Source organism: Paracoccus sp. S4493 (assembly GCF_000967735.1).
GTDB lineage: Bacteria > Pseudomonadota > Alphaproteobacteria > Rhodobacterales > Rhodobacteraceae > Paracoccus > Paracoccus marcusii.
The window spans coordinates 58,323-81,562 of sequence record NZ_JXYF01000002.1 but is presented as its reverse complement, the minus strand read 5'-3'; the positions used below and the strand labels follow the sequence as shown (position 1 = coordinate 81,562).

At 66.6% G+C, this 23,240-nt stretch carries 20 protein-coding genes; 12 read left to right on the top strand and 8 right to left on the bottom strand.

The genetic code is table 11. The features are described 5' to 3' along the window. Nucleotides 1-22 precede the first annotated feature (22 nt). The 4 genes from TW83_RS00815 to TW83_RS00800 form a co-directional block, all read right to left on the bottom strand. Entirely contained in the window at nt 23-1,231 is a 1,209-nt protein-coding gene (locus tag TW83_RS00815; protein WP_045980892.1) for a beta-ketoacyl-[acyl-carrier-protein] synthase family protein, read from the bottom strand. An 86-nt stretch (nt 1,232-1,317) separates the two neighbouring features. Next, entirely contained in the window at nt 1,318-1,584 is a 267-nt protein-coding gene (locus TW83_RS00810) for a phosphopantetheine-binding protein (protein WP_045980857.1), read from the bottom strand. A gap of 12 nt (nt 1,585-1,596) precedes the next feature. Further along, nucleotides 1,597-2,697, bottom strand: coding sequence for a UDP-3-O-(3-hydroxymyristoyl)glucosamine N-acyltransferase (lpxD, locus tag TW83_RS00805; RefSeq protein ID WP_045980856.1), 1,101 nt, complete (start codon nt 2,695-2,697; stop codon nt 1,597-1,599). A 70-nt stretch (nt 2,698-2,767) separates the two neighbouring features. Further along, complete coding sequence (locus TW83_RS00800; RefSeq protein ID WP_239441253.1) at nt 2,768-4,423, bottom strand: L,D-transpeptidase family protein; 1,656 nt, start codon at nt 4,421-4,423, stop codon at nt 2,768-2,770. A gap of 303 nt (nt 4,424-4,726) precedes the next feature. On the opposite strand from TW83_RS00800, the gene TW83_RS00795 reads away from it, so the two are divergent. Together TW83_RS00795 and TW83_RS19200 are read left to right on the top strand one after the other, a co-directional pair. After that, complete coding sequence (locus TW83_RS00795) at nt 4,727-5,290, top strand: DUF882 domain-containing protein (RefSeq protein ID WP_045980855.1); 564 nt, start codon at nt 4,727-4,729, stop codon at nt 5,288-5,290. Nucleotides 5,291-5,423: 133 nt separating this feature from the next. Then, a complete protein-coding gene (locus TW83_RS19200; protein WP_052714525.1) occupies nt 5,424-6,008 on the top strand; it encodes a TetR/AcrR family transcriptional regulator in 585 nt (194 codons plus the stop codon). On the opposite strand, the gene TW83_RS00785 is transcribed toward TW83_RS19200, so the two are convergent. Beyond that, on the bottom strand, nt 6,005-6,622 hold the full coding sequence (locus TW83_RS00785; RefSeq protein WP_232303252.1) for a TetR family transcriptional regulator C-terminal domain-containing protein: 618 nt from the start codon (nt 6,620-6,622) through the stop codon (nt 6,005-6,007). The two genes, TW83_RS19200 and TW83_RS00785, sit on opposite strands and share 4 nt — an antisense overlap. A 141-nt stretch (nt 6,623-6,763) precedes the next feature. Here TW83_RS00785 and TW83_RS00780 point away from each other — a divergent pair, with 141 nt between their 5' ends. From TW83_RS00780 to TW83_RS00750, 7 genes are all read left to right on the top strand, one after another. After that, on the top strand, nt 6,764-8,089 hold the full coding sequence (locus tag TW83_RS00780) for an aspartate aminotransferase family protein (RefSeq protein WP_045980854.1): 1,326 nt from the start codon (nt 6,764-6,766) through the stop codon (nt 8,087-8,089). An 84-nt stretch (nt 8,090-8,173) separates the two neighbouring features. After that, on the top strand, nt 8,174-9,418 hold the full coding sequence (locus tag TW83_RS00775; RefSeq protein WP_045980888.1) for a Zn-dependent hydrolase: 1,245 nt from the start codon (nt 8,174-8,176) through the stop codon (nt 9,416-9,418). 69 nt (nt 9,419-9,487) lie between these two features. Further along, a complete protein-coding gene (gene hydA, locus TW83_RS00770; RefSeq protein WP_045980853.1) occupies nt 9,488-10,939 on the top strand; it encodes a dihydropyrimidinase in 1,452 nt (483 codons plus the stop codon). A 1-nt stretch (nt 10,940) separates the two neighbouring features. Beyond that, nucleotides 10,941-11,714, top strand: coding sequence for an ABC transporter ATP-binding protein (locus TW83_RS00765; RefSeq protein WP_045980852.1), 774 nt, complete (start codon nt 10,941-10,943; stop codon nt 11,712-11,714). After that, complete coding sequence (locus TW83_RS00760) at nt 11,707-12,576, top strand: ABC transporter permease (protein WP_045980851.1); 870 nt, start codon at nt 11,707-11,709, stop codon at nt 12,574-12,576. The genes TW83_RS00765 and TW83_RS00760 overlap by 8 nt, the downstream gene beginning before the upstream one ends. Continuing rightward, entirely contained in the window at nt 12,573-13,505 is a 933-nt protein-coding gene (locus TW83_RS00755) for an ABC transporter permease (protein WP_084697152.1), read from the top strand. The genes TW83_RS00760 and TW83_RS00755 overlap by 4 nt, the downstream gene beginning before the upstream one ends. Nucleotides 13,506-13,557: 52 nt before the next feature. Next, nucleotides 13,558-14,541, top strand: coding sequence for an ABC transporter substrate-binding protein (locus TW83_RS00750; RefSeq protein WP_045980850.1), 984 nt, complete (start codon nt 13,558-13,560; stop codon nt 14,539-14,541). Nucleotides 14,542-14,575: 34 nt separating this feature from the next. Here TW83_RS00750 and TW83_RS00745 read toward each other — a convergent pair whose 3' ends face one another. After that, complete coding sequence (locus TW83_RS00745) at nt 14,576-17,686, bottom strand: efflux RND transporter permease subunit (protein ID WP_045980849.1); 3,111 nt, start codon at nt 17,684-17,686, stop codon at nt 14,576-14,578. Next, on the bottom strand, nt 17,683-18,834 hold the full coding sequence (locus tag TW83_RS00740; RefSeq protein ID WP_052714524.1) for an efflux RND transporter periplasmic adaptor subunit: 1,152 nt from the start codon (nt 18,832-18,834) through the stop codon (nt 17,683-17,685). The genes TW83_RS00745 and TW83_RS00740 overlap by 4 nt, the downstream gene beginning before the upstream one ends. A 549-nt stretch (nt 18,835-19,383) precedes the next feature. Between TW83_RS00740 and TW83_RS00735 the strand changes: the two genes are divergently transcribed. The 3 genes from TW83_RS00735 (at nt 19,384) to TW83_RS22225 (ending at nt 20,657) form a co-directional block, all read left to right on the top strand. Further along, complete coding sequence (locus tag TW83_RS00735) at nt 19,384-19,584, top strand: hypothetical protein (RefSeq protein WP_045980848.1); 201 nt, start codon at nt 19,384-19,386, stop codon at nt 19,582-19,584. A 91-nt stretch (nt 19,585-19,675) separates the two neighbouring features. Then, complete coding sequence (locus TW83_RS00730) at nt 19,676-20,218, top strand: CAP domain-containing protein (RefSeq protein WP_084697150.1); 543 nt, start codon at nt 19,676-19,678, stop codon at nt 20,216-20,218. 310 nt (nt 20,219-20,528) lie between these two features. Continuing rightward, nucleotides 20,529-20,657: a hypothetical protein gene (locus TW83_RS22225; RefSeq protein ID WP_255352761.1), complete on the top strand. Its 129-nt coding sequence runs from the start codon at nt 20,529-20,531 to the stop codon at nt 20,655-20,657. 266 nt (nt 20,658-20,923) lie between these two features. Here TW83_RS22225 and TW83_RS00725 read toward each other — a convergent pair whose 3' ends face one another. Beyond that, nucleotides 20,924-23,188, bottom strand: a complete 2,265-nt coding sequence (locus TW83_RS00725) for an adenosylcobalamin-dependent ribonucleoside-diphosphate reductase (RefSeq protein WP_045980847.1) — start codon at nt 23,186-23,188, stop codon at nt 20,924-20,926. Nucleotides 23,189-23,240: the final 52 nt, after the last annotated feature.

Genomic DNA, 23,240 nt, shown 5'->3' with positions numbered 1-23,240 from the left:
TTTCATGCGTCCCGCATGACGATCAGACGCGGCGCAGGGCGATGACCGCGTTCAGTCCGCCAAAGGCGAAGGCATTGGACAGGACGGCATCGACCCGCGCCTCACGGGCCTCGTTGGGAACGACGTCCAGCGCACATTCGGGGTCGGCCTCCTGATAGCCGATCGTGGGCGCGATCACCCCGTCGCGCAGCGCCATGATGCAGGCCAGCAGTTCGACCGCGCCGGTGCCGCCGATCAGATGGCCGTGCATCGACTTAGTCGACGACATCATCAACCGGTCCGCGTGATGGCCAAAGGCATGGGCCACCGCCGCACATTCCGTCTTGTCATTCGCGGCGGTGCCCGTTCCGTGGGCATTGATATAGCCGATATCCTCGCGGTTCAGGCCGGCATCGACCATCGCCCCGGTGATCGCGCGCTCGGCGCCCTGGGCCGATGGCATGACGATGTCCTGCGCATCCGACGACATGGCAAAGCCCACGACCTCGGCCAGGATCTCGGCGCCACGCGCCCGGGCGTGTTCGAAATCCTCGAACACAAAGACGCCCGCGCCTTCGCCCTGGACCATGCCGTTGCGGTTGGCGCTGAAGGGGCGGCAGGCGTCCTTGGACATCACGCGCAGCCCCTCCCATGCCTTAACGCCGCCAAAGCACAGCATCGCATCGGACCCGCCCGACAGCATGACGTCGGCCGCGCCCGACCGCACCATCTGGAACGCCAGGCCCATCGCATGATTGCTGCTGGCGCAGGCGGTGGCGACGGTGAAGGCGGGGCCGCGCAGGCCGAATTCCATGCTGACATGGCTGGCCGCGGCATTGTTCATCAGCTTGGGGACCACGAAGGGATGGACGCGGTTCTTCCCCTCCTCATAGACAGCGCGATAGTTCTCGTCCCAGGTGTTCAGGCCACCGCCGGCCGTTCCCAGGATGACCCCCGACCGCAGGCCAAGCGCGCCCTGAAAATGCAGGCCCGACTGCTCGACCGCCTGCTTGGCGGCCAACAGGGTGAACTGGGTGAACTTGTCATAGAGCAGGATCTGCTGGCGGTTGAAATAGGTCTCGGGCGTCCAGTCGTGGACCTGTCCGCCGATCTGGATCGACAGGCGATCGACATCGCGAAAATCCAGTTGCGTGATCCCGCAGCGACCCTCGCGGAACGCCTCCAGGGTGGTGGCGACATCGTGGCCAAGCGCGTTGATCGTGCCGGCGCCGGTGATCACCACACGGCGCAGCCCGCCGCGGCCGGTCGTCTCGGCCGCAGGCCGGATCGCGGGTGCCGCGCGGCCTGCGTCGATCAGCGCTTCGTCCACGGGGGCGGTCATTCCGCCTTTTCCGCGACCAGCCGATGCACCGCGGCGATGATCGTGCCCATGTTCGAGATGTCGAAGTCGGACTTCTCGGGTTCGTTTGCGTTGAACGGGATCGAGATGTCGAACTCTTCCTCGATGGCAAAGATCGATTCGACCAGGCCCAGGCTGTCGATGCCCAGTTCGGCGGGGGTCGCGTCATCGGTGATCTGGTCGGGTTCCAGCATCGCCTGCTCCGCGATGATGGCCCGAATGCGCTGCGTGATGTCGTCTGTCATGTCGCCTCCTGTTCAGCCCTTTTCCAACAGGCGTGTAACGGTTTCCTGAAGCTTGGACAGCTGTTGTGCGAAACGCGGCAGCCGCCGCATGGCCTTCTGGATCTCCAGCTGGGTCTCCATCTTGACCGCGGGGTTGCCCAGGATCACCCGGCCTGCCGGCACGCGGGTGAAGATCTTGGCGGCACCGCCCGCAATGACGTCGTCCCCGATCTGGATGTTGTCGTTGACGCCCACCTGCCCGGCCAGCACGACCCTGTCGCCGATCACCGACGATCCGGCCACGCCCACCTGGCTGCACAGCAGGCAGTCACGGCCCACGACGACGTTGTGGCCCAGCATCACAAGGTTGTCGATCTTGGTGCCGTCGCCCACGCGGGTCGACCGGATCGTGCCGCGGTCGATGGTGGCGTTCGCGCCGATCTCGACGTCATGACCCAGCTCGACCGCGCCAAGCGAATGGATGCGCGTCCAGTGCTGCTGGTTGACCGCGGCACGGGCACCCAGGGTGCGGCGGATCTCCTCGATCCCCGACTCCTCGGGGGTGACGAAGGAAAACCCGTCGCCGCCGATGGACGCGCCCGGCTGCACGATCAGACGGTCGCCCGCGGTCACGTCATGGCCGATCCGCACGCCCGGATGGATCAATGCCTGATCGCCGATGCGGGCGCCGCGACCGATGCTGACATGCGCCCCGATGCGGGCGCCCTGTCCGATCCGCACATGCGCGCCGATGACGACAAAGGGCGCGATCGCCGCGCCGTCGCCGATCGTGGCCGTGGGGTCGATGACCGCGGTCGGATGGATGCCCGGCGCGATGTCCGGGCCGCGGTCGAAAGCCCGCGTCAGACCGGCCATGACCAGCCGCGGGCGGGGGGCAAAGATGGCGGCCTTCAGGCCATAGGCCTCGGGGTCCATCCCCTCGGCCAGAATGGCGATGCTGCCGGGCTTCAACGCCGCGGCGTATTTGGGCGCCATGGCCATGGCCAGCGTGCCGCCACCCGCGTCGACCGGACCGACCGCCGCGGGTTCCGCCGCACCCGTCACGCGGATCGACTGGTCGCCCCAGCATTGCGCGTCCAGAGCCCGCGCCAGTTCACCCATTGTCAGGACCATGGCCCCCCCTTTCGCGCAAGGACTTAGCCTGTTTGCAAGGCTGCTTCCAGTGCCCGCGTTCCGGGGCGGGTCACAACCCCGGGTTCAGGTCCGCGACCATGGCGGGCGCCGCCGCGCCAAAGCCCTGGGCCTGCAGCGCCTCCCAGATGCGGGCGTCGCGGCCATAGATGTCGTCGAACAGCCGGATGCGCCCGTCCGGGCCGGGCCAGGCGGTGAAATAGACCAGATGCACGGGAACCGGCGGCGTCAGCTTCAGCCAGGTCTCGCGTGCCCGGTCGCGGGCGCGCTGGAACATCGCCGCCGGATCATCGGTCTGGCGCGACAGCAGCGCGCGGGCCAGATCGACCGGATCGCCGATGCGGATGCAGCCATTCGATTCCGCCCGCACCCGGTTCGCAAACAGGTGCTTGGACGGCGTGTCGTGCAGATAGATGTTCCAGGGGTTGGGGAAGATGAACTTGACCACGCCAAGGGCATTGTCGTCGCTTGGCTTCTGGCGCAGCCTGAACGGAAAGCTGGCGGCGCTATAGCGGCCAAAATCGATGCCGTCCCGCGCCAGCACCCGCCCCGCGCCATCCACCACGTCCAGATGCGACAGCGCATGGCGGTTCGCCTGCAGGCGGGGCAGATAGTCGCGAACGGCGATGGACCGCGGCACGTTCCAGCTGGGATTGACCACGACATTGGCCATCATCTCGGAAAATTCCGGCGTGCGCATGTCGGGCGTGTCCTTGCCCATGACGCTGCGGGTGCGGAACACCTCGGCCCCGTCTTCCACGATGGTCGTGCTGAATTCCGGGATGTTCACCCAGACATGGCGGCTGTCCAGATCCTCGGACGCCATCCAGCGCATCCGCTCCATCGCCACCAGGATCGCGCGTTGCCGCGCGTCCTGTCCGGTGCCGCCATCGCCGTTCAGCGCCGCGATGGTCCGCGGGCCCGCGACGCCGTCATCCGGCAGGCCGGCCGCACGCTGATAATCGGAGACCGCCCGCGCAAGGGCATCGTCATACAGCGTGGCATCCGGCGCATCGGCGGCAAACCCGATGGCCACCAGGCGCGTGCGCAGGTCGGCGATCGCCGCGGCCCTTTGGCCGGGCCGCCAGACACCGGTCGCGATACGCGGCAGGCCTTGTGGGACGGCTAGGTCGGCCGGCCCGGACAGCGCCTGTTGCAGCGCAAGATAGGCCGGATGGTCCGGTCCGGCCCCGGCAAGGACCGCCGCAGGATCCGCCGCCGCCTCGAACCGCGCCAGCAGCGGGACGACCGCGGTCCGCACGGGCTGTCGCTTGATCTCGGGGTCGACGCGCGTCGGGTTCAGCACGCCGCCGGTCAGATCGCGCAGCAGGCGTGACAGGGCATGGGCATGGGCGATCTCGGCCGCAAGGCCTTCGGTCGCCGTCAGGCGGTCGGGCTGGTATCGGGCAACGGGGATGCCATGGCGCGGGGCGTTCCCGATCGCGTCCCGCAAGGCGAGTCGCCGGGCCTCTCCCTCGGGGCCAAGGAAGATCGGGCGCAACCCGTTGCTGCCATAGAACGAGGCAAGATCGGCGTCGTCCGACACTGCCAGCGCCAAGGCCATCTGTTGCGGCGTGAAATCCAGCCGTGGCGCCGCGGCCACGCTCACGGCAGCGAGAGGTTCGCGTGCGCCGGACACAACAGGAAGCCAGCCGACGACCCCCGCCAGTGTCAGCGCCAGCACGCCCCGGACCATTCGAACCGCCATCTGAACCTCCGAAATTCTGCCCGTATTGTCCCACGACCGCCGTGCGCGCGCCACACCCCACGCATCTGTTTGTGCAGTGGAAAAGCAGTGGTTGCCAAAACGCCACAGCGTCGCCGCCGATGTGCAACATTACCCGTTTTAGGCGAAATCTTGCCGAAATTCGGGTTAGGATCGGCCATCCCGGCAGAATCCGTTTCGTCGCGCACGCGTTTTTGACATATTGTTAATCAGGTCGGGGATAAACCACGACAGGCCGCGACGTGTCGCCGGCTTAAAAAAACGAAGCAGGACAGGCGATCTGACATGACAATGGACATTATCTCCCGTCGCGGCATCTTGGGTGTGTTCGCGGCAACCAGTGTTGCGGCGACCCCGGTGATGGCGAATGCCTTCGGATTTTTGCGCGGCAATGCGGGCGACATGCGGCGGGTCAAGATGTACAACGGTCGGACCGGCGAGAGCATCGACACGGTCTATTGGGTCGACGGGAAATACATCCGCGAGGCCCTGAACGAGATCAACGTGTTCATGCGCGACTGGCGCACGGGCGAGGTGATCGGCATCGACCCGCGGATGATCGACGTGGCGGCCGCGTCCTCGCGCCTGCTGCAGACCAACGAACCCTACATGATGCTGTCGGGATACCGCTCGCCCCGCACCAACGCGATGCTGCGGCGCCAGTCCAGCGGCGTGGCGCAGAACTCGCTGCACCTGACGGGCAAGGCGGCCGACCTGCGGCTGAAGTCGCGCTCGGTCGGGCAGATGTACCAGGCTGCCGTGGCCTGCCGCGCCGGTGGCGTGGGACGCTACAGCCGGTCGAACTTCGTGCACATGGATTGCGGTCCCGTCCGCACTTGGGGCAGCTGATTTCAGACGACCTTTTCGCAAGGCGCAAACGCCCTCTGCCACCCGCAGACGGCGTTTTCCGCATTTTTCGGGCTTGCCGCCGCAACGCTGGCTTGCGACGCTGGCCGGAACAACAAGACAAGATCGGACCTGCATGAGCCCCCTCGAGACGCGCCGTTTCAAAACCGCCAAGAAAATCCAGGCCGCAGCCATCGAACTGGCCGTCCGCGACGGTCTTCCCAATGTCACGACCGAGGCGATCGCTCGCCACGCGGGCATCAGCACGCGGACCTTCTTCAACTACTACCCCTACAAGGAGGCGGCCCTGATGGGTCCGCCGCCCGACTATCCGCCCGAGGCGTCCGAGATCTTCATCGCCGGCAAGGGTCGCCTGATCGAGGATCTGGGCCTGCTGATCGAGGCGCATCTGGCCCGATATCTGAACGAACGAGAGCTGATCGGCGCGATGTTGGCCCTGTCCGACAAGGACCCCAAGCTGGAGGCGCTGCGCAACAGCGCCATGCTGGCGCGCCGCGCGCAGATGCGTACGCTGCTGCATCGGCGGATGCCCGGCTCGGACGAACGCGTGATCGAGATCCTGGCCGCCGCTATCATCGCCGCGACGAACGCCGCGACCAAGGATTGGGTGTCGGGCGCGCGCGAGGATTTCATCGCCGCAGCGCATGAGAACCTGTCGCTGATCCTGACGGCGGCCGAAATGTTGGACAAGCCCAGCTAGGGCGTCAGCAGCTTTCGGTACAGATCGTCCAGGAATGCCGCGCCCTCGGCCACGGGGTCGCGGCCGTCGCCTAGGACGGCGCGGACCTGCGTCTCGAAATCGGCATAGTGCTGGGTCATCGACCAGATCGAGAAGATCAGGTGGCGCGGCTCGACCCGCGCGAGCAGCCCTTGGTCCATCCAGCCTTCCAGAACCGCGACCGTCCGGTCGACGATCTGTCGCAGATCGCCGCCCAGGATTTCGGTCAGGTGCGGCGCACCCTGCAGGATCTCATGGGCGAACAGGCGGCTTTCGCGGGGATAGTCCTGCGACATCGACAGCTTGGCCTGCACATAGCGCAGCACCTCGGCCAGCGGCTCTCCGTCGGGGTCGATCTGGCGCATCGGCGCCAGCCACATCTCCAGCAGGGTCGTCAGCAGCGCCTTGTGGATTTCGTCTTTGGAGCCGAAATAGTACAGCACGTTCGGCTTGGACAGACCCGCGGCCCGCGCGATCTGGTCGATGGTCGCGCCGCGCAGTCCGTTGGCCGAAAACGCCTCCAACGCCCCGTTCAGGATCAGCTCCCTGTTTTTCTGCTGAATCCGGGTCATCTGGGGCATGCTGGTCTCTGTCATCGAAGCTCCGGCTCTGGCATGATCCGATTTTGGGCAGATCGGTCGGAATTGTCATCCGGCTTGTCAGGACGCTTGACTGCCCCCTGCCCCGTGCTAGCCTGATCCTGACCGTTTGGTCAATAATCCGTGAGGACGATGCCCATGCCGCTTGACCGCAAGCCCGCCCCGAATGACCTGCGCGCCTTCTGGATGCCCTATACCGCGAACCGTCAGTTCAAGTCGGCGCCGCGGATGTTGGTTGCGTCCAAGGACATGCATTACACGGCCGCAGACGGTCGCCAGATCTTGGACGGGACGGCAGGCCTGTGGTGCTGCAACGCCGGCCACTGCCGCCCCAGGATCACCGAGGCCGTGCAGGCCCAGGTCGGAGAGCTGGATTATGCCCCCGCCTTCCAGATGGGCCATCCGCTGGCGTTCGAGCTGGCCAACCGCATCGTGGACATCGCGCCCGACGGGATGGACCATGTCTTCTACACGAATTCGGGCAGCGAGGCCGTCGATACCGCGCTGAAGATCGCGCTGGCCTATCACCGGGCGCGGGGCGACGCGGCCCGCACGCGGCTGATCGGGCGCGAGCGGGGCTATCACGGCGTGGGCTTCGGCGGGATCTCGGTCGGGGGCATCGTGAACAACCGCCGCCATTTCGGCACATTGCTGGCGGGCGTCGACCACATGCCCCACACCCATCTGCCCGAGAACGTCTTCACCAAAGGGCAGCCGGAACACGGCGCCAACCTGGCCGACGAGCTGGAGCGCATCGTGGCCCTGCACGGAGCCGAGACGATTGCCGCCGTCATCGTCGAACCGATGGCCGGTTCGACCGGCGTCCTGATGCCGCCCAAGGGCTATCTGGAAAAGCTGCGCGCGATCACGAAAAAGCACGGCATCCTGCTGATCTTCGACGAGGTGATCACCGGTTTCGGACGCTTGGGCAGCCCGTTCGCGGCCCAGCATTTCGGCGTTGTCCCCGACATGATCACCTGCGCCAAGGGCCTGACCAACGGCGTGATCCCGATGGGCGCGGTCCTGGCCACCGCGGAGATCTATGACGCGTTCATGCAGGGCCCCGAGCACATCATCGAACTGTTCCACGGCTATACCTATTCCGGGAACCCGATCAGCTGCGCGGCGGCCATCGCAACCTTGGACACCTATGCCGAAGAAGGTCTGCTGACGCGCGCCGCGTCGCTGGAAACCTATTGGCAAGAGGCGATCCACGGGCTGCGGGACCATCCGAACGTGATCGACATCCGCAACATGGGCCTGATCGGCGCCGTGGAGCTGGCGCCGATCGAGGGTCAGCCGGGCAAGCGCGCCTTCGACATCTTTGTGCGCGCGTTCGAGGCCGGCATCCTGATCCGCGTGACGGGCGACATCATCGCCATGTCGCCACCCCTGATCATCAGCGAGGCGCAGATCGATCATCTGATCGGCACCCTTGGCGAGGTGCTGAAGACCGCCGCGTAAGCGGCCAAACCCATCCAGCCGACCCCGCGACAGAACGGGGCGGCCCGACAGGAAGGACTGCGAATGAGCGACGCAAGTGGCGTGATGACGGCTGCGAACATGACCGTCGATGGCGACCGGCTGTGGGACAGTCTGGACCAGATGGCCCAGATCGGCCCCGGCATCGCGGGGGGCTGCAACCGCCAGACCCTGACCGATGCCGATGCCGAGGGACGTAGCCTTTTCCAGCGCTGGTGCGAAGAAGCCGGCATGACGATGGGCGTCGACCGGATGGGCAGCATGTTCATGCGCCATGAGGGGGTCGAGCCCGATCTGGACCCCGTCTATATCGGCAGCCACCTGGACACGCAGCCGACCGGCGGGCGTTATGACGGGGTGCTGGGCGTCCTTGCCGGGCTGGAGGTCATCCGGTCGATCCGGGACCTGGGCATCCGCACGCGCCGCCCCATCGTAGTGACGAACTGGACCAACGAGGAAGGCGCGCGTTTCGCGCCCGCCATGTTGGCGTCGGGCGTCTTTGCGGGCGCCTTGACAGAGGATTACGCCAACAGCCGGCAGGATGCCGATGGCAAGCGTTTCGGCGACGAGTTGGACAGGATCGGCTGGCGCGGACCCGAAGCGCCGGGCGACCGCAAGATCCACGCGATGTTCGAACTGCATATCGAACAGGGCCCGATCCTAGAGGCAGAGGGCAAGCAGATCGGCGTGGTCACCCATGGCCAGGGGCTGTGGTGGCTGCAGGTGACGCTGACCGGCAAGGATGCTCATACCGGCAGCACGCCCATGGCGATGCGCGTGAATGCGGGCCTTGGCATGGCGCGGATCATAGAGGCGGTGCATCGCATCGCGATGGACCACCAGCCGGATGCGGTCGGCGCCGTCGGCCAAGCCAACCTTTTCCCGAACAGCCGCAATGTCATTCCGGGAAAGGCGGTTTTCTGCATCGATTTCCGGTCGCCCGATCTGGAGAAGCTGACGTCGATGCGGTCGAGGTTGGAAGCGGAGGCCGCTGAAATCGCCGCGGAACTGGGGCTGGGGATCGAGATCGAGCCGGTGGGGCATTTCGACCCGGTGACCTTTGATCCCGACCTGGTCGGCAAGGTGCGCGGCGCGGCCGAGAAGCTTGGCTATAGCTACATGGATATCGTGTCGGGCGCGGGGCATGACGCCTGCTGGATCGCCAAGGTTGCGCCGACAGTGATGATCATGTGCCCCTGCGAAGGCGGGCTGAGCCACAACGAGGCCGAGGCGATCACGCCGGACTGGGCGCGTGCGGGATGCGACGTGCTGCTGCACGCGGTGCTGGACGCGGCTGAGATCGTCCGCTGACGCGGACCGAGGCCGGGGGTTTCACCCCCGGACCCCCAGGGTATTTGGACAAAGAAGAAGAGGGATGCCATGAGCACGGTCATCAGGGGCGGAACCATCGTCACGGCGGATCTGAGCTATCAGGCCGACGTGCTGATCGAGGGGGGGCGTATTGCCGCGATCGGTCAGGGGCTGGTCGGTGACACCGTCCTGGACGCGGGCGGCTGCCTGATCATGCCGGGCGGGATCGACCCGCACACGCATCTGGAGATGCCCTTCATGGGCACCTATTCGGCCGACGATTTCGAGAGCGGGACGCGGGCGGCACTGGCGGGCGGCACGACGATGGTCGTGGATTTCGCGCTGCCGTCGCCGGGCCAGGGACTGCTGGATGCGCTGCAGATGTGGGACAACAAGTCCGGGCGCGCGCATTGCGATTACAGCTATCACATGGCGGTCACGTGGTGGGGCCAGCAGGTGTTCGACGAGATGCAGGCGGTCGTGGACCGCGGTATCACCAGCTTCAAGCATTTCATGGCCTACAAGGGCGCCTTGATGGTGAATGATGACGAGTTGTTCGCGTCGTTCCGTCGGGTGGGCGATCTGGGCGGCGTGGCGATGGTCCATGCCGAGAACGGCGATGTCGTGGCAGAACTGTCCGCACGACTGGTGGCCGAGGGGAACACCGGCCCCGAGGCCCACGCCTATTCCCGCCCGCCCCAGGTCGAGGGCGAGGCCACGAACCGCGCGATCATGGTGGCCGACATGGCGGGTGTGCCGCTGTATGTGGTCCATGTCAGCTGCGAGGACAGCCATGAGGCGATCCGCCGGGCTCGCGCCCAAGGCAAGCGGGTCTGGGGCGAGCCGCTGATCCAGCACCTGACGCTGGACGAATCCGAGTATTTCAACGCGGATTGGGATCATGCCGCACGCCGGGTCATGTCGCCGCCGTTCCGCAACAAGCAGCATCAGGACAGCCTGTGGGCCGGTCTGCAGTCGGGCAGCCTCTCGGTCGTGGCGACCGACCATTGCGCCTTCACAACCGATCAGAAACGTACCGGCATCGGCGATTTCACCAAGATCCCGAACGGCACCGGGGGTCTTGAGGATCGGATGCCGATGCTGTGGACGCATGGGGTCGGCACGGGGCGGCTGACGCCGAACGAGTTCGTGGCCGTCGCCTCGACCAACATCGCCAAGATCCTGGGGATGTACCCGAAAAAGGGCGCGGTCCTGGTCGGCAGCGACGCGGACCTGGTGGTCTGGGACCCCGAGGCGACCAAGACGATCACTGCCGGTGCCCAGCAATCGGCGATTGATTACAACGTGTTCGAGGGGCAGACCGTCAAGGGCCTGCCGCGCTTTACCCTGAGCCGCGGCGTCGTCGCGGCGACCGAGGGCACGGTCGACAGCCGCGAGGGGCACGGCGAATTCGTGGCCCGCGAGCCGCGCGGTCAGGTGAACCGCGCGCTGTCCGCCTGGAAGGACCTGACCGCGCCGCGCCCGATCCAGCGCGGCGGCATTCCCGCAAGCGGGGTGTGACTTGACCGTCATCGAGGCAAGCGGCGTCAGCCTGACCTTCCAGACCGCCGACGGGCCGGTGCACGCCCTCAAGGACGTGGACCTGTCCATCGCGCCCGGCGAATTCGTCAGCTTCATCGGGCCGTCGGGATGCGGCAAGACCACGTTCCTGCGCAGCATCGCCGCGCTGGAGACGCCCACCGACGGTACCCTGCGCGTCAACGGGATGGAGCCGGACGCGGCCCGACGGGCGCGCGCCTATGGGTACGTGTTCCAGGCACCGGGGCTTTATCCGTGGCGGACGATCGCGGGGAACATCTCTCTGCCGCTGGAGATCATGGGGTTTTCAAAGGCCGACCGCGCGGAACGCATCGCCCGGGTCATGGACCTGGTCGAACTGTCGGGCTTTGGCGGCAAGTTTCCGTGGCAGCTGTCGGGCGGCATGCAGCAACGCGCCAGCATCGCCCGCGCGCTGGCCTTCGACGCCGACATCCTGCTGATGGACGAACCCTTCGGCGCCTTGGACGAGATCGTGCGCGACCGCCTGAACGAGGCGCTGCTGGCCCTGTGGCGCAAGACCGGCAAGACCATCGGCTTTGTCACGCATTCGATCCCCGAGGCGGTCTATCTGTCGACCAAGATCGTCGTCATGTCGCCGCGTCCGGGCCGCATCACCCGCGTGATCGAAAGCACCCTGCCCCCGGACCGTCCGCTGGACATCCGCGACACCCCCGAGTTCATCGCCCTGGCCCACGAGGTCCGCGAGGGGCTGCGCGACGGGCACAGCCATGACTAGGGGGCGGCTTGTGCCCGTGATGACGGTGCTGCTGGCCATCGTCGCCGTCTGGTATCTGGCCGCGATCCGCATGAACGCCCAGTGGGAGCGTGACCAGGCTGCCCGGGCCGAGGTGACGCTGACCCTGCCCGACCTTGTCGCGCGCACCTTGGTCCAGGAACGCCCCGTGCTGCCCGCCCCCCACCAGGTGGCCGTCGGCCTGTGGGAGGGGCTGGCCGGTCAGGCCATCACCTCGCGCCGCAGCCTGGTCTGGCATGCTTGGGTGACCCTGTCCGCGACGCTGGCAGGCTTTGCCATCGGCACCGGCGCGGGTATCCTTTTGGCGATCGGCATCGTCCACAGCCGCAGCATGGACCAGTCTGTCATGCCCTGGGCCGTGGCCAGCCAGACCGTTCCGATCCTGGCCATCGCGCCGATGGTCATCGTGGTCCTGTCCAGCATGGGTGTCACGGGCCTTTTGCCCAAGGCGATCATCGCCGCATGGCTGTCGTTCTTTCCGGTGCTGGTCGGCATGGTCAAAGGCCTGCGCACCCCCGATGCGATGCAGCTGGACCAGATGCGCAGCTGGAGCGCCAGCAACGCCCAGGTCTTTTGGCGGCTGCGGCTGCCGTCGTCGCTGCCCTACCTGTTCGCCAGCCTCAAGGTCGCGATCGCCGCGGCGCTGGTCGGAACCATCGTGGGCGAACTGCCCGCCGGGGCGACCGCGGGCCTGGGCGCGCGCCTGCTGTCGGGCAGCTATTACGGCCAGACCGTCCAGATCTGGTCGGCGCTGTTCGTCGCGGCCCTGCTGGCCGCGGGCCTTGTGGCCATCGTCGGATGGCTGGAGCGACGCACCCTCAGCCGCATGGGGTTGGCACGATGACAGAGCTGCGCCTTGGTCGGACCTATTGGTTCCTGCAGAACATCCAGGCGGTCGCGGGGGGCATCGTCGCCTTGGTCGCCGCGCATTGGCTGGCGCCGACGGCCGCGCCGCTGGTGGCGGTGTGGCTGATCGCGTGGCTGTTCAACGCGTGGCTGGCCGGGTTCGACACGCCCGCCACGCGCGCCGTCGTGCCGATCATCTTTGGCGGCACGATCATCCTGCTGTGGGAGATGGCGGTCCGCGCCTATGCGATCCCGACCGTGATCCTGCCCGCACCCAGCCAGATCGCGGCCAGTTTCGCGGCCAATACCGGCATTCTGTGGACCGATTTCGTCCAGACGATCCTCAAGGGGGCGCTGACCGGCTGGATGATCGGGGCGGCGGCGGCGATTCTGACCGCCATCGCCATCGACCGCAGTCCCTTCCTGCAGCGCGGGCTGCTGCCCATCGGCAATTTCGTCGCCGCCCTGCCCATCGTCGGCATCGCTCCGATCCTGGTGATGTGGTTCGGCTTCGACTGGCAGTCCAAGGCCGCGGTCGTGGTGGTGATGGTCTTCTTCCCGATCCTGGTGAACATGGTCGCGGGCCTGCGCGCCACCGATGCGATGCAGCGCGACCTGATGGCCAGCTGGGCCGCCCCCTATGGCGCGGCGCTGTGGAAGCTGCGTCTGCCCGCCGCGATGCCCTTTCTGTTCAACGGGTTGAAGATCACCACCACGCTGGCCCTGATCGGGGCGATCGTTGCCGAATTCTTCGGCAGCCCGACGCGCGGCATGGGTTTCCGCATCTCGACCGCGGTGGGGCGTCTGGACCTGCCGTTGGTCTGGGCCGAAATTGTCGTGGCGGCGCTGGCGGGAACGCTGTTCTATGGCATCGTTGCGCTGATCGAGAAGAAGGTGACGTTCTGGCACCCGTCGCAGCGCAACTAACCAGGGCCGCATCCCCATCCGGGGCGGATCCCACCAACAGGAGAGATGGGAAATGACACGACTGATGACCGGGGCCGCGGCCCTTGCGCTGATGGCCGGAGGGGCGCAGGCGGGCGATCTGACGCTGCAGCTGAAATGGGTCACGCAGGCCCAGTTCGCGGGCTATTACGTCGCGCAGGAAAAGGGTTTCTACGAGGAAGAGGGCGTCAACCTGACCATCCTGCCGGGCGGTCCTGACATTGCCCCGACCCAGGTTCTGGCCGGCGGCGGCGCGGACGTGATCGTCGAGTGGATGCCTGCGGCGCTGGCCGCGCGCGAAAAGGGCCTGCCGATGGTGAACATCGCCCAGCCCTTCAAGGCGTCGGGCATGATGCTGACCTGTCTGAAGGAAAGCGGCATCAGCGATCCGGCGACCGATTTCGCGGGCAAGACCCTGGGCGTCTGGTTCGCGGGCAACGAATATCCGTTCCTGTCCTGGATGAACACGCTTGGCCTGTCGACCGAGGGCGGCCCCGAGGGTGTGACCGTGCTGAAGCAGGGCTTCAATGTCGATCCCCTGCTGCAGAAACAGGCGGCCTGCATCAGCACGATGACCTACAACGAGTACTGGCAGGTGATCGACGCCGGCATCGCCGAGAACGACCTGGTGACCTTCAAGTACGAGGACCAGGGCGTGGCCACCCTTGAGGATGGCCTTTACGTGCTGGAGGAGACGCTGGAGGACAGCGAGAAGGTGACCGACCTGGTGGGCTTTGTCCGCGCCAGCATGCGCGGCTGGCAATACGCGGCCGAGAACCCCGAGGAGGCCGCCCAGATCGTCCTGGACAACGACGAGACCGGCGCCCAGACCCTGGAGCATCAAACCCGCATGATGACCGAGATCGCCAAGCTGCTGGAAGGTTCGGACGGCACCCTGGCCAAGGCCGATTACCAGCGCACCGTCGATATCCTGCTGTCGGGCGGGTCCGACCCGGTGATCCAGGCCGCCCCCGAAGGGGCGTGGGTGTCGACCATCACCGACCGCGCCTTCGACTGAACGACGGGCGGGCCACCCCATCGGGCGGCCCGCCTTATTCCGCTGGCTGCGCCGCCGCGCGTCGCGCCTGCCTGCGGACGCGCCTGCGTCCGTCCCATGCCAGCAGCGTCGGCGTCAGGATCAGCGTGACCGCAGTCGCCACCACCAGCCCCCCTGCGATCCCCGTCGACAGCTGGATCCAGAACTGGCCCGAAGGCGCGCCCAGAAACAGGTCGCGGCCGGTGAAATCGATGGTTATGCCCAGCACCATCGGCACCAGGCCGATGACCGTCGTGCCGGCCGTCAACAGCACCGGACGCACCCGTTCCGACGCCGCACGCCGCGCCGCGCGGTCCGGATCGTCGCCGGCCCCGCGATATTCGTTATAGGCGTCGATCAGCACGATGTTGTTGTTCACCACGACGCCCGCCAGGGCCATGATGCCGATGCCGCTCATCACGATCGAGAATGCTTCCTGCCGGATCATCAGCCCAAGGAACACTCCCGAGATAGAGAACACGATCGCCGTCAGCACCAGCAGCGCCTGATAAAAGCTGTTCATCTGGATCAGCAGGATGGTGAACATCAGGAAGATCGCCGCGACGAACGCCCCCATCAGGAAGGTCATCGCCTCCTGTTGGTCCTCGATCTCTCCTCCGAACGTGACCTCGACGTCGTCGGGCAGATCGGCCTGGTCGATGCTGGCTTGGATGAGCGCCAACTCGGCCTGCAGCGTGGCGCCCGGGGCCAGGTCCGCGGTCAGGGTCTGGGTTTCTCTCGCGGCGATGCGGGTGATGGCAGAGGGTGCAGGCGCCGGGATCATCTGCACCATGTTGGAAATGGGCACCTGCGCGCCGGACGGACCGGCGACACGCAATGACGACAGGTTCTCCAGATTGCGCTGATCTGACGGATAGCGCAGGGCGATGTCGACCTCGTCATCGGCGAAATCGGGAAGGTAGGTGCCTAAGTTCACCCCCGTCGTCAGCAGCTGGACCGCGGTGCCGATGGTGTTCATGTCGATGCCGAAGCGCGCCGATTCCTCTCGGTCGACGACCAGCCGGATCTCGGGGTTGGGTCGGGGCGTGTCGTTGGCGATGTCAACGAAGCGGCCCTGTGCCTGCATCAGCTGTTCGATCTTGGCCGACGCCTGCTGCAGTGCCGGGCGATTGGAGGCCGATATCTCGATCTGGACCGGGCGGGACGCACCGGGCCCGGATGCCGCGGCCTCGATCTGGATGCCCAGGCCCGGCACCTCCGCCGTGGCGGCGCGCAGCTGGTCGATCACCTCGGTCGAGGGGGCGCGGGTGCGCCAGTCGGTGAACTCGACCTGAATCTGGCCGATCACGTCGCTGGAGAGGCTGGAGCGGACACGCTCCTCGACGCTGCCGATGGTGCGGGAATAGACGCGCTCGATGCCCTCGAAACCCAGGACCTGTTCCTCGATCAGGCGCACCAATCGGTCGCTCTCCTGGACGGAGAGGTTGCCGTTCGCGGTGATCTGGACCTGCGCGCGCTCGGCGTCGGTCTCGGGAAAGAACTCGACCCCGCGGTTCAGGTGCGAATAGGCATAGAGGATCACCAGCACCGTCAGGATCGACAGCCCCAACGTGGCGCCGGGCCGTGCGATGGTCCAGATCGACAGGCGCGCCATCGCGCCCGACGTGTCGTCGGGATCTGGTTCGGGCGGCAGCGCCTGCCCCCCGCCCACGACGCTGCCCGTCACCGGCACGAAGACCAGCGCCATCAGCAGCGACATCAGCAGCGTGGCGATCATTGTGGCGGGCAGATAGAACATGAACTGTCCGGCCAGCCCCGGCCAGAACAGCAGCGGAAAGAACACCGCCAGCGTGGTCGCGGTGGACGAGGTGATCGGCCATGCCATCCGCTGCGCCGCCAGCAGGTAGGCCTCGGCCTTGCCATGACCCTTGGCGATCAGGCGTTCGCCCATCTCGACCACCACGATGGCGCCGTCGACCAGCATGCCGACCACCAGGATCAGCGCGAACAGCACGATCACGTTCAGCGTGAAACCAAGCGCCCAGATGATCAGGATGCCGCCCAGGAACGATCCTGGGATGGCCACCGCCACCAGCAGCGATGCACGCAAGCCCAGAAACAGCACGGTGACCAGCATCACCAACACCACCGCCGCGATCACGTTGTTCTGCAGGTCCGACAGAAGGGTGCGCATCTCCTTGGACTGGTCGTTCATGAAGACGACGCCGACCTGTTCGGGCCAGTCGGCGCGGGTCTGCGCCACCACGTTGCGGACCGCGGCGACGGTGTCGATCACGTTCGCGCCCACCGTCTTGCGCACGTCGATGGCGAGGGCGGGCTGTCCGTCGATGCGGGCAAAGCTGACCGGATCTTTAAAAGTCTGACGCACCTCGGCCACGTCCTGAACGCGCAGCACGGTGGCCCCGTCGACCAGCACCGGGATCGACATGATCTCGTCCAGGCGGACGACGGTGCCGGGGATCGACACCCCGATGCGGCCGGCCCCGGTGTCGAAGGACCCCGCCGCGATCAGCTGGTTGTTGGCCTGGATCGCCTGCGAAAGTTGCCCCGGAGAGATGCCATAGGTCTCCAGCGCCAGCGGATCGATCAGGATCTCCAGCTGGTCCTCGCGCTCTCCGGTCAGGTCGGCCTGCAGGACGCCGCTGACGGTCTCTATCTCGTCGCTCAACGCGCGGCCAAGGCGGATCAGCTCGCGTTCCGGGACGGGGCCGGACAGCGCCACCGTCAGGATCGGGAACAGCGCCATGTCGATCTCGCGCACGAAGGGGCCGTCGGCCTCGGGCGGAATGTCCGGGCCCGCGTCATCGACCGCATCCTTGACCGACTGCAACGCCTGCGCCTGATCGAAGCCGGGGCGGAACTCCAATGTGACCGAGGCGAAACCCTCGCTGGCCACGGTCTCCATCCGCCGCAGCCCCTCCAGCGCGTTCACCTGCCGCTCGATCGGTTCGGCCAGCAGGGTGGCGGCATCCTCGGCGCTGACGCCGCTATAGGTGACGTTCACGATGAAGATCGGGATGTCGACCTCGGGCATCGATTCCTTGGGGATGGTGACATAGGCCGTGAAGCCCGCCAGCAGCAGGCCCACCATCACCATCATCACCGTGCGGGCGCGGGAAAAGCCCGCCGCGATGATCCCGTTCATGGGCCGGCCACGGCGTCAGATGCCTGGGCCGTGCCCAGAAGCGCCGCCGCATCGGTCGCCCCGTCGCCCACGACATCGCGATAGGGTTCGGGCGTGTCGCTGACACGGGCCTGCTGCCCATCGCTCAATGCGCCCTGAGAGATGGTGACGACCCGCGCGCGGTCCTCCAGCCCGGTGACCCAGATCGCCTCGGCGCGGGCCTGCACGATCTGGACCGGCGCGAAACGCAGGGTCTGGCCGTCTTCGGCCACAACGAACACGCCGATCCGCCCGGCGTCATCCAGCCGGATCAGCGCCGGCGACAGCCGATGCGCGCGCACCGCGTCCATCGCCAGCGATATCTGCGCGCTGAGGCCCGCGGGCACGGCATTGTCTGGGTTCGGAACCTCGACCTCGACGCGGAAGGTGCGCGTCTCGGCCGTGGCGACCGGCGCGATGAAGCGCACGCGGCCCTCGGCCTCGCGGCCGCCCTGGAACACGACCTGTGCGGATTGGCCAAGCGCGACCGAGGTGATCTCGGACTGGCGGACCTCGATCTGGGCGATCAGGGGATCGTTGCGCACGATCTCAAGGACCTCTCCGCCCGCATCCACGAAGCTGCCCAGTTCGGCCATGACGTTGCTGACGGTGCCGCTGATCGGGGCGGTCAGACGGGTGTTCTGCAGTTCCAACTGGGCCGCGCGCAGTTCGGCCCGGGCCGATTCCAGCTGTGCGAAGCGCGACTGCAGCTCCGCCTCCGAGGTCACGCCCCGTTCCCGCAACTGCCGCGCGGCGTCATAGTCGCGCTCGGCCGATCCCACGGCCGCCTCGGCGCGCGCCACGCCGGCTTCGCGGTCGTCGGCCGACAGCAGCGCCAATTGCTCGCCCTGTTCGGCAACGTGGCCCTGGCGCACGACCTCCTCGACGATCCCTGCGGTGCGCGCCCGCAGGATCGACGTCTGGTCTGGCACAACATTCCCGAACAGCACCGTCCGCGGCACGATCTCCTCGGCGACGGACATGCTGGCCGCGACATGGGGAACCGCCACCTCGACCGGGGCGGCCTCGGCGGGGGGTTCACGGTTCAGCATGCCGCCACCGATCCAGAAGGCCAGAAAGCCCAGGATCGCCAGAAAGGCGAGCGTCGAGGAGGACAGGTACCGCGTCATCGTCAATCCATGTCAGGGGCCCCGCCCCGGCCATGGCACCGGGCGGTCTTGTCATCCTAGATGGTTTCTTGGAACGCGCAGGTCAACAGTCGTGACCCTTGTCCCCTGCGTCAAGGCGTCCGCCGTAGCCAAGATCCATGCCCGCCCCCGCGCGTTCCCCTGCCGGAACCACGGCCAGAGAGGATTGATGACACAATGCGCCGCAGCGATCCTGATCGCCTTGGCGCACCCTGCCTAGGCGGGCTGACCAGCATCTAGAAAACGAACGGACCGGCGCGCAATTGCCGCGTGATCGACCGGTCGCCACCGGACGAGGGCAGTCGGGCGGATCTGTCCTGCCCCGGCGTTGCGGGATAGCCCTATCTGCTGTGTCAGACCGACGGCCGCGAGGCGGTGACCTATGGCCATGCCGACGGGCCGGGCATGCCGACATTCGGTGCCTTCGGCCATGCGGGGGCCCACCGGGGAATGGCGCATGGCGCAGGTCGGCAGCCGGCCCGTCCCCGTCGCGGCCATCCAGCGCTTTCACTTGGCCGATGCCGATGGCAGGTGAAGCACGCGATCCTGGTCGTCTCCAGGGTCGGTCAGCCGGACGACCGCGCCGCATGCATGATGGGCTACGTGTCCGACCATGATGGCGCCGCGGCGAACCGGCGCGCCCGCCGGATCGCCGACAGCGCCGCGACCCATAACTGCGCCCGTGACCGCCCGGTGGTGGAGTCGTCTGCCGCCCAAGTTCCGCCGCGCTGACGGTTTCGGCCAAGGTCTGCACAAAACAGGTGACAGGGCATGCCTTATGCGTGTCAAATGGCACATAATGCAATCATGACGGGAGCTCCTGATGTCGGCATCTGGTCCCTACGGTCGTTGCGGGGTGCTGACCTTGGCGCTGCTGACGGCTGCTTGTGCATCGGCCCCGACCGGGCCGGCATCGACGATCGACGTCCAGGCCTCGGCGCCCGGTCCTGCCACCTGCCCTGCCACGACGGCGGACCAGCAGGCGGCCGGGGTGCGGGTGACCAACGCGCTTCGGCAGCGATCCGGCCTGCCCCCGGTGCAGGCGAACGATCTGCTGGCGCGCGCCGCGGCACGGCATGCCTGCGACATGGCGCAACGCGGCCGCATGACCCATGCGGGCAGCCGCAGCTCGGGCCCGTCGCAGCGGGTCAAGGCGCTTGGCTATGCGCCCACCGTCACGGCAGAAAACATCGCCGCGGGGCCGTTCGGCCTGGATCGGGTGCTGGCGGAATGGAACGCCTCTGCGGGCCATGTCTCGAACATCATGATCCCGCAGGTCAGCAACTTCGGCATCGGGCAGGCGCTCGGCGCGGATGGGCGCACGCGTTACTGGGCGGCGGTCTATGCGGCGCCACGCGGCAGATAGGGGCGATGCCTGTCCTGACCGGAAAGACAGGTTAGCAAATTGAACAAATGACCTATATAAGGCTACGATAGTATCGGAGTCAGTATCATGTTTCGCCTGTCCCTCTGCGCCATCCTGGCGCTGTCCGCCTGCGCCGCTCCGAAAGACCCCTGCGCCGATCTGTGCATGAGCGCCTTCGTCGAGTACGAGCCAGGCTTCGAGCCCTGATCACCCCGAAACGGCGGTGATGCCGCCGACGTGTCTGTCCTTTTTCCTGCAAAGGCGTATCGTTTCCACCCGCCGGTCCCCGGCGGCTATTGGAGAAACGAACATGGCCAAGGGCATGGACAAACGCAAACGCGACGAAAAGAAGCCGAAGAAGCAGAAGCCCAAGACGAACGCTTCGGCGCCCAGCACCAAGGATGTCGTCTCGGCGGCCGTTGCTGCCAAGGGCAAATGACCATCGCGGTGAGGCAGCGCGTCTGACGGTGTCGGTGGCTGATCATAAACGCGCGTGACACATGGGCATGAACGTGATGCGGGATGGGGATCAGCGGAGCTGCACCCATCTCCGGTGGTTCATGATGGCTGACCTCTGCCCCTTCATGGCGCCTCACTCCGCGACAATATCAATCGCCAGACGCGTAGGGCTGCGCCGATCATGAACAAAAGGCGGCCCAGATGGACCGCCTTTTCCACTCATGATCGCCTGCAGACCGCTTCAGATCAGCCGCATTTGGAATGGCCGCAGCTGGGGCAGGTCATGCAGCCCTCGACCATGCGCATACCGTACTGACCGCAGCTGGAGCAGGCGGGGCCGCGCGGCGCCTCGCCCACGGCCATCACTTCGGCCTGCGGGTCGGACTTGAGGCCCAGCCCCTCGCCCGCCAGGAAGCCCGTCTCGATCAGGTGGCGTTCGATCACGCCGCCGATGGCTGCCAGGATCGAGGGGACATAGCGGCCCTGCATCCAGGCCCCGCCGCGCGGATCGAAGACCGCCTTCAACTCCTCGACCACGAAGGACACGTCGCCCCCGCGGCGGAACACGGCCGAGACCATGCGCGTCAGCGCGACCGTCCAGGCGTAATGCTCCATGTTCTTGGAGTTGATGAAGATCTCGAACGGGCGGCGGTGGTTGCCGTGGATGATGTCGTTGATCGTGATGTAGATCGCGTGCTCCGACCCCGGCCATTTCAGCTTGTATGTCGCGCCCTCCAGCGCCGCGGGACGGTCCAGCGGCTCGGTCAGATAGACGACATCCGCGCCCTTGTCGGCCTCCGGCGCCTTTTCGGTCGTCTCGCTGACGGACAGCACCGAGCCGGTCACGTCGTTCGGACGATAGGTCGTGCAGCCTTTGCAGCCCAGATCCCACGCCGCCATGTAGACGTCCTTGAACGCCTCGAAGCTGATGTCCTCGGGGCAGTTGATGGTCTTCGAGATCGAGCTGTCGACCCATTCCTGCGCCGCGGCCTGCATGGCGACGTGGTCCTTGGGTGCCAGCGTCTGCGCGTTCACGAAGTAATCGGGCAGCGCCGCGTCGCCCTTCAGGTCGCGCCACATCTGCACGGCGTAATCGACGACCTCCTCCTCTGTCCGCGAACCGTCCTTCTGCAGGACCTTGCGCTTGTAGGCATAGGCGAAGACCGGCTCGATCCCCGACGACACGTTGCCCGCATAGAGGCTGATCGTGCCCGTCGGCGCGATCGAGGTCAGCAGGGCATTGCGGATGCCGTGCTTGGCGATCGCGTCGCGGACGTCGGCGTCCATCTTGGACATGAAGCCCGAGGCCAGGTATTTCTTGGCGTCGAATAGCGGGAAGGCGCCCTTCTCCTTGGCCAGATCGACGGATGCCAGATAGGCAGACCGCGCGATGGCCTTCATCCAGACGCGGGTCTGCGCAACCGCGTCATCGGCGCCGTAGCGCAGGCCCAGCATCAGCAGCGCGTCCGCCAGACCGGTCACGCCCAAGCCGATGCGACGCTTGTTGCGGGCCTCCTCGGCCTGCGCGTCCAGCGGGAATTTCGATGCATCGACCACGTTGTCCATCATCCGGACCGCCGTGCGGACAAGATCGTCCAGGCCTTCGGGGTCCAGTTCGGCCGTCTCGGTGAACGGATTCTTGACCAGCCGGGCCAGGTTGATCGAGCCCAGCAGGCAGGCGCCATAGGGCGGCAGGGGCTGCTCGCCGCAGGGGTTGGTGGCCGCGATCGTCTCGACATAGGACAGGTTGTTGGCCTTGTTGATCCGGTCGATGAAGATCACGCCCGGCTCGGCGAAATCATAGGTCGCCTTCATGATCCGGTTCCACAGGTCCAGCGCCTGGACGGTGCTGTAGACCCGGCCCTCGAACTTCAGGTCCCAAGGCGCATCGGCGCGCACGGCATCCATGAAATCGTCGGTGATCAGCACCGACAGGTTGAACATGCGCAGGCGCGCACTGTCCTGCTTGGCCAAGATGAACTGTTCCACGTCCGGGTGGTCGCAGCGCATCGTCGCCATCATCGCGCCACGGCGCGAGCCGGCCGACATGATCGTGCGGCACATCGCATCCCAGACATCCATGAAGGACAGCGGGCCCGACGCATCGGCCGCCACGCCCTTGACCACCGCGCCCCGCGGGCGGATCGTGCTGAAGTCGTAACCGATGCCGCCGCCCTGCTGCATGGTCAGAGCGGCCTCCTTCAGCATGTCGAAGATGCCGCCCATGCTGTCGGGGATGGTGCCCATGACGAAGCAGTTGAACAGCGTGACCGACCGGCCCGTTCCGGCACCGGCCAGGATGCGGCCCGCGGGCAGGTACTTGAAGTCCTCCAGCGCGGAATAGAACTTGTCCTCCCACTTGGCCGGGTCGCTTTCCACGCGCGCCAGGTCGCGCGCGACGCGACGCCAGCTGTCCTCGACCGACCCGTCGACGGCCTGCCCCTCGGAATCCTTCATCCGGTACTTCATGTCCCAGATCTGTTCGGCGATGGGGGCGGCAAAGCGGGTCATACGCTCATTCCTTGGTGGTTTGTTCAGGGTTGGACACCAGATATAGCGTCAA